The 12,551-nt window shown below is 68.8% G+C and carries 11 protein-coding genes; 8 read left to right on the top strand and 3 right to left on the bottom strand.

What is annotated here, in order from left to right:
• Positions 1–14: 14 nt before the first annotated feature.
• On the bottom strand, positions 15–539 hold the full coding sequence (locus ACIBCJ_RS12390) for a helix-turn-helix transcriptional regulator (protein WP_365979590.1): 525 nt from the start codon (positions 537–539) through the stop codon (positions 15–17).
• A 327-nt stretch (positions 540–866) separates the two neighbouring features.
• Between ACIBCJ_RS12390 and ACIBCJ_RS12385 the strand changes: the two genes are divergently transcribed.
• The 5 genes from ACIBCJ_RS12385 (at position 867) to ACIBCJ_RS12365 (ending at position 6,674) form a co-directional block, all read left to right on the top strand.
• Positions 867–2,402 (top strand): DnaB-like helicase N-terminal domain-containing protein, encoded by a 1,536-nt coding sequence (locus tag ACIBCJ_RS12385; RefSeq protein WP_365979589.1) that lies wholly within the window; start codon positions 867–869, stop codon positions 2,400–2,402.
• Between the two features lie 382 nt (positions 2,403–2,784).
• Positions 2,785–3,738 (top strand): DUF2637 domain-containing protein, encoded by a 954-nt coding sequence (locus ACIBCJ_RS12380; protein ID WP_365979588.1) that lies wholly within the window; start codon positions 2,785–2,787, stop codon positions 3,736–3,738.
• Positions 3,739–4,138: 400 nt separating this feature from the next.
• A complete protein-coding gene (locus tag ACIBCJ_RS12375) occupies positions 4,139–4,480 on the top strand; it encodes a plasmid mobilization relaxosome protein MobC (RefSeq protein ID WP_365979587.1) in 342 nt (113 codons plus the stop codon).
• On the top strand, positions 4,477–6,195 hold the full coding sequence (locus ACIBCJ_RS12370) for a relaxase/mobilization nuclease domain-containing protein (RefSeq protein ID WP_365979586.1): 1,719 nt from the start codon (positions 4,477–4,479) through the stop codon (positions 6,193–6,195). The genes ACIBCJ_RS12375 and ACIBCJ_RS12370 overlap by 4 nt, the downstream gene beginning before the upstream one ends.
• 113 nt (positions 6,196–6,308) lie before the next feature.
• On the top strand, positions 6,309–6,674 hold the full coding sequence (locus ACIBCJ_RS12365) for a hypothetical protein (RefSeq protein WP_365979585.1): 366 nt from the start codon (positions 6,309–6,311) through the stop codon (positions 6,672–6,674).
• A gap of 293 nt (positions 6,675–6,967) precedes the next feature.
• On the opposite strand, the gene ACIBCJ_RS12360 is transcribed toward ACIBCJ_RS12365, so the two are convergent.
• Positions 6,968–7,726, bottom strand: a complete 759-nt coding sequence (locus ACIBCJ_RS12360) for a DUF317 domain-containing protein (protein WP_365979584.1) — start codon at positions 7,724–7,726, stop codon at positions 6,968–6,970.
• A gap of 245 nt (positions 7,727–7,971) precedes the next feature.
• On the opposite strand from ACIBCJ_RS12360, the gene ACIBCJ_RS12355 reads away from it, so the two are divergent.
• Complete coding sequence (locus tag ACIBCJ_RS12355; RefSeq protein ID WP_365979583.1) at positions 7,972–8,874, top strand: aminoglycoside phosphotransferase family protein; 903 nt, start codon at positions 7,972–7,974, stop codon at positions 8,872–8,874.
• Here the strand turns inward: ACIBCJ_RS12355 and ACIBCJ_RS12350 are convergent.
• Complete coding sequence (locus tag ACIBCJ_RS12350; RefSeq protein WP_365979582.1) at positions 8,871–10,217, bottom strand: hypothetical protein; 1,347 nt, start codon at positions 10,215–10,217, stop codon at positions 8,871–8,873. The two genes, ACIBCJ_RS12355 and ACIBCJ_RS12350, sit on opposite strands and share 4 nt — an antisense overlap.
• A 331-nt stretch (positions 10,218–10,548) precedes the next feature.
• On the opposite strand from ACIBCJ_RS12350, the gene ACIBCJ_RS12345 reads away from it, so the two are divergent.
• Positions 10,549–11,226 carry a class I SAM-dependent methyltransferase gene (locus ACIBCJ_RS12345; RefSeq protein WP_062780362.1) on the top strand — a complete coding sequence of 226 codons (678 nt, stop codon included), beginning with the start codon at positions 10,549–10,551 and terminating at the stop codon, positions 11,224–11,226.
• Positions 11,223–12,539, top strand: a complete 1,317-nt coding sequence (locus tag ACIBCJ_RS12340; protein ID WP_365979581.1) for a N,N-dimethylformamidase beta subunit family domain-containing protein — start codon at positions 11,223–11,225, stop codon at positions 12,537–12,539. Before ACIBCJ_RS12345 ends, ACIBCJ_RS12340 begins: the two co-directional genes overlap by 4 nt.
• Positions 12,540–12,551 lie beyond the last annotated feature (12 nt).

The following is a 12,551-nucleotide window of genomic DNA, read 5'->3' as shown; positions in this document are numbered from 1 at the left end:
AGGTGGCGGAGGCGCTACGCGTTGGGAGCGGAGTCCGCCTGCTCAGAGTCGGATTGCGTGCCGGGCGCGGGCCCGTAGATCTCCGCGTTCATCTTCATGACGCTTTCGGCGATGGCGTTGGAGACCATCACGTCCGCCTCTTCGCGGATGTCGGGGTGTTCAGCGATGTAGGCGTCGAAGTCGTCACGAGCGCGGGTGAACATGTGCTGGGCGCGCTGGGTCTCCTGGTGGGCGGCGACGACCTTGTCGATGAGTTCCATGGCGCGGCCCTTCGCAGCGAGCTGCGGAGGGCCAGCAAGGTTTCGGAGGTCGACGCCGAAGATCTCGGCGAAGCCGATCGCCTCATCGAGATTGATGCGTCGCTTGCGGTTCTCGATCCGCCAGACCGCGGACGGGTTCATTTCGAAGCCGGCCTCGTTCAGGCGGTCGGACAGGGCGGTCGTGCTCCAGCCGCGCCGCTCGCGTTCGAGCTTGATCCGTACAGCGGCGTTCTCCTCGCCGCTGAGCAAGATCCCCTGAGGGGTCTCGTCGTCCGCCATACACCCTCCTTCCTGTCGCAGGACACCCCTGTAATACGCAGGGAACACAACTGTACCACGAGCTCTGCCTTTTGCAGGGATCCAATGCGTTAGGCATAGCTAGTGATCATCGACACTCTCTGCATCAGGCATAGAAGCATTGCATTTCGCAGATCGTGTGGCATCCTGGTAGTCCTGCCCAGACACCGACCGGAGACCCGACGCGCAAAAACCCCTCGGCGCGACACCGAGGGGTTCAAAGCGCAAACCTCTGCAACCGCCATCCCTAGCGATCAACCTGCCTGGCCGGGATTGCCGTCCCATATGGCCCCGCAGGAGAGGAGCTTCATGCCCCAGGGTACGCCCCTGACCCCGCAGCCGCCATCCCCCGCAGTCTCGGCCGACGCCGAGCCGTCAACGGACATGCTCCACGCACCGTTCAACATCGACGCCGAGCGTGCGATCCTGGGCGCCTGTATGCACCGCGCCGACGTGATCGACACTGTCCGGCCCATACTCGGCGACGCCGCCTTCTACCGGCCCTCGCACGAGACCATCTGGCGTGCACTGCTTGCCCAGCACCGCGAGGACAAGCCGACCGACCCAATCGCCCTCACCGAACTCCTCCAACGGCAGGGTGATCTGCAGCGAGTCGGCGGCAACACCTACGTGTTCCAGCTCGCCGACCTGCACTACGGCACCGGCGGCGCAGAGCATCACGCGGAGATCATCCGCGAGAAGGCCAACCTGCGCCGGCTGCTCGCCTCCGCCATACGCACTGCCCAACGCGCCCAGGAGCCGGGCGCCGATCCCGAGGCGATACGCAGCGAGGTCGAGGCGGAGATGCGGGCCGAGCGTGAGCGGGCGCTGGCCTCGGGCCAGGGGCGCCTGAACCGCTTCGCCAGGGACGGGTGGTCCTTCGTCAAGGAGACCGGCGCGGACGCCGAGCCCCTGTGGGGCACGCGTGAGAAGACGGTCTGGGCGCCTGGCGAGAGCCTGATGATCGTCGGCGCACCCGGGGTCGGCAAGACCACCCTGGCCCACCAGGTGATCTTCGCCCGCCTCGGCCTGTCGGAGACGGTCCTGGAGATGCCGGTCGCGCCCAGCAGGCGGGTGCTCTATCTGGCCATGGACCGGCCCAAGCAGATCGCCAAGGCCATGAACCGCCGCGTCTTCGACACCGACGAAGCGATCCTGCGCGAGCGACTCGTCGTCTGGGAGGGGCCACTGCCCGCCACCCTCGACAAGGAACCCGACCTCCTCGCCGACCTCGCCGCCGCGCACCAGGCCGACACGATCGTGGTCGACAGCCTCAAGGACGCCGTCAGCACGATGGTCGACGACAGTCTCGCGGTCGCCTTCCACAACGCCCGCATGCGCGCCCTGCGAGGCGGCGTGGAGATCCTGGAGCTGCACCACCAGCGCAAGGCCACCGCCGACGCCCCGCGCGGCCAGCGCCCCAGCCTGGACCAGGTCTACGGCTCCACCTGGATCACCGCCGGCGCGGGCAGCGTCCTGTTCGTCACCGGCAGGGCAGGCGACCCTGCCGTCACCCTGCACCACCTCAAGACCCCCACCGGTGAGGTTGGCCCGCTGGACGTCACTCACGACCACAAGCGCGGCACCACCACGGTCGACCCGACCAAGGATCCTGCCGTCCTGCTGTGCAACGCCCCAGGCGGCCTGACCGCGCGCGATCTGGCGGCCATCTTGATCGGCGGAGGCGACCCCGAGCGCGCCGACGTCGAGAAGGCACGGCGCCACCTCGCCCGCCTCGTCGACAGCGGCCTGGCCACCAGGGCCGACGGCGCCGCCGGAGGAGCCGGAGGCGGGCAGCAGACCCGCTACTACGCCTCCGCACGCCACCTCACCGCCGTCGGCTGAACCCCCTGCCAGTCGGCGCGAAGCGATCACGCGACCGTACACGCGGCCCTCACGCGAACACCCCGCCGTGAACCGCTCACGGCGTCCACGCTCGCCGCAAAACCGCAGGTCAAACGATCACGCGAGCGTCCACGCCATACACGCGCCCAGGCGATCACGCGCGGGGCCCCCTTTAGAAGGGGGCCCGCGTGAACGCCCCCTCCGTGAACGCCCCTCACCTCAGCACCACAAGCCTCACTTCCCCACCCTGGAGCCCGCCCTTGCACTCCCCTGCCCCGAGCGCGCCGACAGCCATACGCGGCAGCCGCAACATCCGCTCCGGCATTGCTCTGCTCCCGCCCGCCACGGCCACCGTGCGCTCACACCCGCTGGGGGTCATCGCGTGAACCGCCTGGGACGCATCACCCTCGTCGTCGGACTGCTGGCCGTCGTCCTCATGGCCTTCCGGGTCTCGTGGAACGCGCTGTCCGACGTGGCCCGCGCCATCGGCGCCGACTCCACCGCCGCCTTCTTCTACCCGATCGTGGTCGACGGGCTGATGGCCCTCGCGCTGATCGCCACGCTCGTGCTGACCGGTACCGACCGGACGTTCGCGCTTCGGGTCCTGGCGACCTACACGATCGCCAGCCTCCTGCTGAACTACGTACACGGCCTCATCCCCGCCCTGCACACCACGTCGACCCAGTGGGGCCGACTTGCCGACTGGGCCCCGGCGAACTGGGCTCTCGTGCTGCTGGCGACGTCGCTGCCGGTCGGGTCGATCTACTTCGGGTCGGACCTCGTGGCGAAGGTGCTGCACCACAACCCCGAGTCGGCCGACTCCGCCGAGGCAACCTGCGCCGAGTCGGGGAGTCAGCAAGCTGACAGGCAGGCCGCACGGTCGAGGTCTGACCAGGCCGCATCGGCCCCCGAGCATCTGACCGAGTCGACCCCCGTGAAGAGCGCCGAGGCGCCCGTGACGAGGCCGACTGCTACCGACGAGTCGATCCCAGCTCCCCGACCGCCCCGGCCGGCCACCGCGGCGGAGTCGACCGGAGCCGCCCCGCGTCGGGCGACCGGTCGGGTCCCCGCCACCGCCAAATCGACCGCCGACCGCACCCGCACCAACGCCGAAGTCCTCGACGAGGCCCGGCGCCTGACCGCCGACTGGAGCGACGACCGGCTGAGCGCCGAGCGTCTGCGCAGCGCACTACGGATCGGCCAGAAGCGCGCCCGCGCCCTGCGCGACCAGCTGCAGGCCGAGCGCACTGGCCAGGCCGAACCTCTCGACGGACTCGAAGAAGCCCCCTCGCAGCGGCAGAGGGAGCTCGACACAGCCCCTGCTGGCACCGGCTGACCCCCACAAAACGCACCGATCGCCTCACCCCTCCGGCCCCCCTGCCCCGCGCAGAACAGCACGGGCACGAGGCCGCGCACAGCGAGGCACCGACACCAACACCCCAACGGAGAACTGATCCATGCACGACCCGCACCACGAAACCCCCACCGCCCAGCAGGCGACAACCACCACCCCAGCCCCAAACGGCACAGCAAGTTGTCCCGGGAGCAATGCTCCCGGAGTTCCCGCCCCGGGGGTGGCGGGAGCGTCCCAGCGCCAGAAGGCGCCGGGTCTGCACGCAGCGGCCGAGGGCGGACCGCAGCCTGGAGGGGGACGGCCGGCCGAGTCCCTCTCGCGCAAGCGTCAGCGCGCTCGACAACTGAAGCCCCACAAGCGCCTGCACCAGCCCAGCTGCCGTATGAACGACGCGGAGTTCGCGCGCTTCACCAAGGCGGCCGACCAGTGCGCCATGAGCAACGCCGCCTTCCTCGCCTACGCCGTGGACAAGGCAGCCCGCGATCTGACCCGTACCGCCGCCGAAATCGCCACCGAACGCGAAGTCATAGACGAGATCTTCGCCGCCCGCCGGCATCTGGGCCGCATCCACGGTCTGTTCAACCAGGTCGCCAAAGCCCTCAACTCCGGCGCCGACGCACCTCACCTCGACGCCACCGCTCAGGCCGTCCTGGGCGCGGCCCGTCGCATGGAGGACGCCGCCGATGCCCTGATCGCCCACCGGGACGGTGGTGCCTCGGCGTGATCCCCCGCATCCACAAGCGCGGCAGCGAGACGATCGGGCTGGTCCGCTACCTGTACGGCCCCGGCACCCACGAGGAACACGTCGACCCTCACCTGGTTGCCGCTTTCGACCCGCTCACCCCCGACCCCGGCCGCGATCCCAGCGCCACCTACAAGCAGTTGCAGGGCCTGCTCAACCAGCCAGTGAACGCGCTGCGCGTCGGCCGGCGCCCCAAGAAGCACGTGTGGCATCTGTCCGTACGCGCCAGCCCCGAAGACCCGATCCTGTCCGACGACGACTGGGCCGCGATCGCCCGTCGCATGGTCGCCGCCACCGGCATCGCCCCTGATGGAGACGACGCCGCCTGCCGGTGGGCGGCCGTCCGGCACGCCGACGACCACATCCACATCGTCGCCACCCTGGTCCGCGACGACGGCCGACGGCCACGGCTGCACAACGAGGCCCGCCGCGCCCAGGCCGAGGCCCGCGCCATCGAGGCCGACTACGGCCTGCGCCGGGTAACCCCGGGCGATGGCACCGCCGCCAAGCGCCCCACCAGCGCCGAACGCCACAAAGCCGACCGCCGGGGCCAGCAGCGCACCTCGCGGGAGGAGCTCCGCGAGACGATCCGCCGCTCGGTGGCCGGCGCGGTGAGCGAGGAGGAGTTCTTCGACCGCCTCGCCTCCGCCGGCCTGCTCATCCGGCGCCGCATCGCGCCATCGGGCGACACCCTCGGCTACACGGTTGCCCTCCCCGGCGACCGCAATGTCAAGGGCGAGCCCGTCTTCTACTCCGGCTCCAAGCTCGCCCCGGACCTCTCCCTGCCCCGTATCCGCGAACGCTGGACCACTCCCTCGGAGGACGCCGCCCAGCAGCCGGCCCTGCCGCCAGTAACCGGGCCCGCGTCCGCACGCCGACGCGTCACCAGCGCCGCGTGGCAGGCACTGCTCGTCATCGATCAGGGCGACGACAGCATGGTCGCCGCGCAGATCGCCGCCACCGGGGAAGTCCTCGACGCCCTCGCCCAGACCTCCGCCGCCCACACCCGCCACGAACTACAGGTCGCCGCCACCGCGTTCGAACGCGCCTCCCGCTCCCACGTCCGCGCCGCACGCGGTCACGACCGCGCCCTTCGCCAGGCCGCCCGCGACCTCGTCCACAGTGGCTCGGCCCTCGGCCGCGGAGAGGACGGCGCCACGACGGCCATGGCGCTCGACATGCTGATCTTCCTCGCCGTCGCCGCCGCGAACTGGCACGCCAAGAAGCAGCATGCCCAGCAGGCCGAGGCCGCCCACCAGGCCGCCGCACACCTCCGCGCCGCCTACAAAGCCGCCGCCGGGCACCCCATGGCGTTGCTCCGCCAGCGGGGAATCCGCTTGGCCCCAGCCTTGCAACGCCGCCATACCGCCGCCGTACGCAAAGCCCTGCCCGAACTTGTCGACCGCATCCTCGCCGAACCCGGCTGGCCCGCCCTCGCAGCCACCCTCAACGAAGCCCAGGCCGCCGGCCACAATCCCACCACCCTGCTCACCCAGGCAGCCGCCCGACGGGAACTGGACACGGCGGAAGGCATGAGCGACGTGCTCGTGTGGCGGCTACGGCGAATGGTCGACCTCCCCGCTGATCCCCAGAACACCCAAGGCCGGCGAGCCAGCGGGAACCGCTCTGCCTCGTCACCGGAACGGAAAGCGCAAATCGGGACCAGGCCCTCGAACAGCTCCCCTCGGCGACGCTGAACCGCAGGACCGCGCCGACGAAAGTAGCCGACGATCCCCGGTTAGCCCAACCGGGGATTCTCCAGACCATGGGTACATCGACACCCACCACCGCCCCACCAAGGAGAACCCTTTTGCCCGCATCCACCCCTCGCCCCCACGTCATGGCCCTTCTCTTCGACTCGGACTTCAACCGACCCTCGGGTACCTGCACCTTCCGCCACCTCGACGGACGCCCCTTCACCGACGAGGAACAGGCCCTCGCCGATGACGCCACCCTCGAAGAATTCCAGGCCGCCGGCATCCACGTCCACAACCCCGAGGCCGGAGCCGAAGCTCAGGTCGCCGCGTACCAAATGGCCGAGCTCCTGTTCAAGTACGCCGTCCCGCACCGTGAAGCCCTCATCCCCTTCATGACCCACGAGGACATGCTCGAGTACGGCCGGTTGGAGACCCTCATCACGGAGGGCGCCCACCTCCTCGGCCCGCACAAGGACTGAGCACACAGGCACGGCCCCGTCAGGAACCGGCGGGCCGATGCTCGGAAGTGCGGCCCCGCTCAAGCCATACCGCGAGACCACCTGTCCCAGCCAGCACCACCGCCGACCGCCGTGAGCTGGTCCGCCGAGCTGTTCGCCGCCACCGACACCTCGGGCGGGGACGGCTACAACCTCAAAACGCTCAACCGGTTTCCGGGTGGCGGCGCGACCGGCCGTGGACGCATGTGACAAGCCCGGCCCGCCTCATTCGAGGTGGGCCGGGCTTGTCGCGTCGGCAAGAGAACAGCCCGTCGTCAGCTGGCTGGAGCCCGCAGCAGCCGTTCCTGAGTGCTTTCGGGCAGCACCCGGCGCAGGACAGGTGCCGTAGAGCTCAAGGAACCGGCGAACGCGGCGACGAGGTCCTGCGGAACGCTGGCGCCGAACGAAGCGGCCCACAGATAGCCTGCGCCAGGCATCGGCTCAGCCCACGCCTGCCATCCGACCCGGACCGGCTCATCATGCTCGGCCACCAGGGCGAGCGGGTCGGCATCCTGAATGAGGGGCGGCACCTCGCCGAGGTGGACCTGGGAGGCGAAGGTCGGGTCCACCGCGCCTGCACGGGGCGCGTCGATGTCGCTCAGCCAGCCGTGCGCCGTAACGGCGTCGAGGACCAGCTCGGGGCCGCCGAGTGAAACGGCGGGCTTGTCGCGGGCGTCGAGTGCGCAGAGGAAGTCGGCGAGGACCTCTCCGGGGACGTCGGGGGTGAAGTAGGCAGACCACTGGGCTAGCGGGCTGCTCGTGTCCGTACGAGCGGAGACCTGCCAGGCGATCGGCAGACTCCCCAGGTGAAACGGCTCATCCGGCAGGACCCATTGGGCCCAGCGGAGGGTGTCGGGGCTGATGTGCAGGACGATGCTGCGCAGAACCTGACGTTCCTCCGGCGCCTCGTCCGGTACCCGTCGCCCGCGGACGATCGCCAAGCTGTTCCAGCCCAGCTCGGTGAGTGTGTCGGTGACGGTGTCGTACAGGCGTCCGTCGTCACCGGCCAGGTGGCGAGGGGCGACCCAGTACAACGGATTTTGTGAGTCGGGGCGGTGGGAGTCACTGGAGTGGTGCGGGTACAGGGGCGCCTCCGTGGGTTCGGGCGTGGGTGCTCTGGCAGGCGTTGTACGTTGACATGGCCTGCCACCGGGCACCAGTCCTTTGCGGGGCTTTCCTGTCTGCCCCGGGCGAACTGGAGAAACGCGGGCGCATCTACCCTCGTACGCGGGGGTGGATCATCCTCGCTCTGCCTGCTGCACAGGAAGGGTCAGACGGCATGACGACGAGCGAGCACACCGCGTTCGACTTCGCGGTGGCAGAGAACATTCTGCTTCAGGCTTGCCGGCTGGTGGGGCTGCATCCCGACGAAGTCGAAATGCTGCGGCTCGGTGACCACGCGGTGTTCCGCATCGACGACGGACAGGTCGTCTCTCGCGTCGGCCGCCACGCGGATCGTCTACCGTCCGTGCGCCGAGAGGTCGCTGTTGCGCGATGGCTCGATGCTGAAGGCTACCCGTCGGCACGGCTCGTCACGGAGGCCGAACAGCCTGTCGTCGTCGACGGACATCCCGTGACCTTCTGGGAAGGGCTGGCCGACGGCGAGCAGTACGCCAGCACACATGAGATGGGCGAACTCCTGCGGCGGCTTCACGGACTGGAGGCGCCGTGCTTCTCCCTGCCCGACCTCCGTCCCTTCGACAAGGTCGAGCAACGTCTGGAGCGTGCCGTGATCCGCGCCGAGACCCGCGCGTATCTAGCCGGCCTGGCCGAGGAGCTGGCAGCCCAGTATGAGCAGCTGGAGTTCGCCCTTCCGCCTGGGCATCTGCACGGTGACTTCAACGTCGGCAACGTCCTGCACGACTCCGAAGGGGACCCGAAGGTCATCGACCTGGACGGCTTCGCGACCGGCCCCCGTGAGTGGGACCTCATCCAGACGGCCATGTACTACGACAGCTTCGGCTGGCACACGGAAGCCGAGTATGCCGACTTCGCGGACGGCTACTGCTTCGACGTTAGGCAGTGGTCCGGGTACACCGTCCTCCGGAGCGTTCGCGAACTGCTGATGGTCACCTGGCTCGCGCAGAACTCCGGCACGAACCCGCGCGCCGCCGAAGAAGTGGAGAAGCGTGTCGAGACGCTGAGGTCAGGTGGCTCGCGCCGGGCTTGGGCACCGTTCTAGGCGAGTCCGGCTTGCAGCCAGAGTCGGAAGCGGCCGGCTTGTTCCGCGAAGTCACGGAACTCCGCGGCCCGCCTCATGCCGTCCGTGACACGGCCCTGGAACTCCCGCACGTACTGCAGGCAGCGTGCTGACTTCAGGCCCTCACCAAGGTTCAGCGCGCTCAAGGCGATCTCGAAGCCGCGGCCGATCTCACCCTGGTTGATGTACGCCTCGGCCTGCACCATGGTCGCGAAGAAGTCGCTTCGGTTGTTCATGCCGTCGCCGAAGATGGAGCCTGCGCCCCGCTCCGTGGCTTCGACAGAGCGTCCCAGGTCGCGAAAGCAGTGACCGAACTCGGCCGCTAACTCCACCTCGTCGAAGTACGCGATGTACAGCGGGTCGCTGTCGGCTGTCCTCTGGCAAATCCTGCTTTCCGCCTCCGCCAAGGCCAGGTCACAGCCTCGCTCGTCACCGAGACGGGCCAGAGCCCGCGCCTCCATTGCACGGAACTGGGCCGCCATCGTTGGCCCCAGGCTTGCGGCCGGCCCCATGTACGCGGCTCGGGCAAGAGCCACGGCCTCCTGGTACCGCCCCACGAACGTGGCCTGATGGCTCATCGCGGACAGAACGCTTCCACCCAGGAGCCTGTCACCAGCCGCCCGCGTCATACGCAGAGCCTGTATGAAGTACCGCTGGGCGACGCCATGCAGGCCGCTGTCGTACGACATCCATCCGGCCAGCAAGAGGGCTTCAGCTACAGCCGAGTGCAGTTGCTTGCCCACGGCGTCGGAGTACTTTCCATCGAGCATCGGTCGAACATCGGTGTGCAGGTACTGGATCAGCGCACGCCGGGCGTGACCACCGCCGAACTTCCCGTCCAGCATGCTGAATGCATCTGACGTCGAGCGCACCATTTCCACGTCCACGACGCCGATCGCTCGGTTACCCGTGCGCGCCAGCTCTCTGTCCGGAGGGGCGACGAGCCAGCGCAGGGCAGCGGTGTTCCACGCGGCCGAGTCCGGCTGTGCTCGGACCAACAGATCAGCCTCGGCAAGGTCAGCGCGCCACAAGTCAGTCACGGTCTTGACCGTGGCCTCATGATGGTCCGCGAATTCGAGCCCCAGATCAGGCTGTACAGCAGACACCGCCGCGTCACCCATACCGATGTCGTCAATGGTGATGCGGCATCCCAGCTTGCGCCCGATGGCGTCGCCAATGAGCTGCGGCATGTTCCCGCGCGGTATCGAGCCCTTGAGCCATCGGGTGACGTAGGTGTGATCGCAGGTGATGTCTTCGCCCGAGCGAGCCGCTGCGGCGACGACCGCGCGGGCAAGCGACTTGTGAGAAAAGTCCCCTTCCTGCATGAGTGCGGCCAATCTGGCGTTTCGGTCTGCCATTGGGACCCCCAGAGAACGGCCGTAGTGCCAGCTTGACGCGCTGTCACCCTACGCAGGTCAGGGCCAGGGCGCAGGGGGTTCGCACGTAGGAGTGCACGAGTGCACCCCCAAGTGCACGCTCCCGACGTCGCCCCTCCATGGCGACAGTTGGATCACCGCAGAGCAGGCCGGCTGTCCGAGTCGAACGACGCGGATTGATGTTGCGGCCTCATGAACGGTTTCCGGGAGTCTCGGCCGCGTTGCGCGCCCGAAGCGGCCGACAACGCGGCAGCACCGCGATGTGGAATGAGAGGTCACCGTGCACGGCACGAGAGAGCAGGTTCCCGAAGAACCTGACTGGTCACAGCGGCAGATCGGCTACTACCGGGCAAGGGCCGCCGAATACGACAAGGCCCACAACGAACGCACGCACATGCCCCGGCTCGTGAGAGCCCTCGACGACTTGCCCGTCAGCGGTGACGTCCTGGAGGTGGCCTGCGGTACGGGCCAGTGGACCCAGCTGCTCGTCGACCGCGCACGCAGCCTGACCGCGCTGGACGCCGCTCCGGAGATGCTCCGTATCGCCCGGGACCGCATGCGGGGCACGACGACTCGCTTCATCGAGGCGGACATCTTCACCTGGGAGCCGGACCGCCAGTACGACACGGTCTTCCTCGCCTTCTGGCTCAGCCACGTGCCGCCCGTGGAGATGGAAGCCTTCTGGAACCTGATGCGCTGGGCGCTGAGGCCGGGCGGCTGCATTGTCTTTCTCGACGACTCAACCGCGAAGGCGGAGATCGAAGAATTCGTCGCCGAGACGCGGGTGCCGACCGTGCGACGCAGGCTCGCTGACGGATCTCAGCATCTCGCCGTGAAGGTGCTGTATGACGCCCCCGGCCTCACCTCGCAACTGAATGACCTGGGCTGGGAGGCCCACGTCGAGCCGATCGATGCTTATCACTTCGCCGGCATCGCTCGCCCCCGGGGCAGCGAATGACCAGTATCAACGGCTATGCGGCTCGACCGAGCGTCCGCGCCGGCGAGGTGATCCAGCTGCACATCGCCACATCGGCCCCTCGGTTCCGCGTCGACTTCTATCGCTGGGGCACGACTCCTCAATACGCAGGGCACGCCGTGTGGCCGGGCCGCGCCACCGATCCCGGAACGTTCGACAGGGACTGGCAGTGGCCTGCCTACGACTTCGCTGTACCGCCTGACTGGATGTCGGGCGTCTACATCGCGGTGCTGAGCACGGAATCGAACTCCGGCACACCGACGATGGATTCTCGCGAGGCGCGGATCCTGCTGGTCGTCACCCCCGCCACCCCCTCGGGCCGAAAGGTCCTCTACAAGATCCCGACCTTCACCTACCAGGCGTACAACACCGCAGGTGGCGGCAGTCTGTACAGCGCCTCCAAGGTGACATTGCGTCGCCCGGGAGGCGGGGTGGGAGGCCCGGTCAAGGGACTGCCCGACCCCTACGACTCCGTTTCTCCCCGGCAGACGTTCGCACACTGGGACGCCCCGTTCATCGCGTGGATGGGTGAGAACGGGATAGAAAGCGACTTCTGCACCGACCTGGACCTTCACGAAGGCCGGTACCTGGACGGCGGATACCGCCTTCTGGTCTCCGCCGGGCACGACGAGTACTGGAGTGCCGATGCGCGCCGGCACATCGCCGCCTTCCGGGACGCCGGCGGCAACATCGCCAACTTCGGTGCCAACACGTGTTGGTGGCGGGTCGATGTTGCACCGGACGGCACCGGGCTGAGCTGCGCAAAGTTTCCTCCCGGATCGGCCGCCGGCACGGACCCGGACAGCTCGTACGGCTGCCCGGACCACTGGTGGGAGTCGGAGCCCGAGAACACCCTGCTCGGAGTGAGCTACCGCAACGGCGGTGGCCACTGGGACGGCCCGCGAGCACCACTCGGGTTCACCGTGACCGACGGGAACCACTGGATCTTCTCCGGGACCGGGTTGAAGACCGGCGACGTCCTCGGACGCGAGGCTGCCCTGATCGGCTACGAATGCGACGGCGCAGCGTACGAGCTCGACACAACTGGCCGGCCCCGTCCAACAGGCCAGGACGGAACGCCGAAGGACTTCCAGATCCTCGGCCTCGCGCAGCTGCCCTCCGACTGGAACTTCGCGGCCCGGGAGCCGATGGCCAGCCCCCGCGCGGCCACTCTCGGCCTCTACTCCGCAGCCGGCACCGTCTTCACCGCCGCGACCACCGACTGGGCTCGTCTGCTCGCCACCGACCCCCAGGTCGCCGCCATCACCCGCAACGTCATCACTCGGCTCTCCTGACGAAGGGATCAA

The organism is Streptomyces sp. NPDC051136 (genome assembly GCF_044455745.1).
Classification (GTDB): Bacteria; Actinomycetota; Actinomycetes; order Streptomycetales; family Streptomycetaceae; genus Streptomyces.
The sequence above is the reverse complement of the archived record's forward strand: the minus strand, read 5'-3'. Positions and strand labels throughout refer to the sequence as shown.

Bases quoted from the DNA above. Each gene is read 5' to 3' on its own strand.
- ACIBCJ_RS12390 (WP_365979590.1), bottom strand. From the start codon at position 539: ATGGCGGACGACGAGACCCCTCAGGGGATCTTGCTCAGCGGCGAGGAG.
- ACIBCJ_RS12385 (WP_365979589.1), top strand. From the start codon at position 867: ATGCCCCAGGGTACGCCCCTGACCCCGCAGCCGCCATCCCCCGCAGTC.
- ACIBCJ_RS12375 (WP_365979587.1), top strand. From the start codon at position 4,139: ATGAACGACGCGGAGTTCGCGCGCTTCACCAAGGCGGCCGACCAGTGC.
- ACIBCJ_RS12355 (WP_365979583.1), top strand. From the start codon at position 7,972: ATGACGACGAGCGAGCACACCGCGTTCGACTTCGCGGTGGCAGAGAAC.
- ACIBCJ_RS12350 (WP_365979582.1), bottom strand. From the start codon at position 10,217: ATGCAGGAAGGGGACTTTTCTCACAAGTCGCTTGCCCGCGCGGTCGTC.
- ACIBCJ_RS12340 (WP_365979581.1), top strand. From the start codon at position 11,223: ATGACCAGTATCAACGGCTATGCGGCTCGACCGAGCGTCCGCGCCGGC.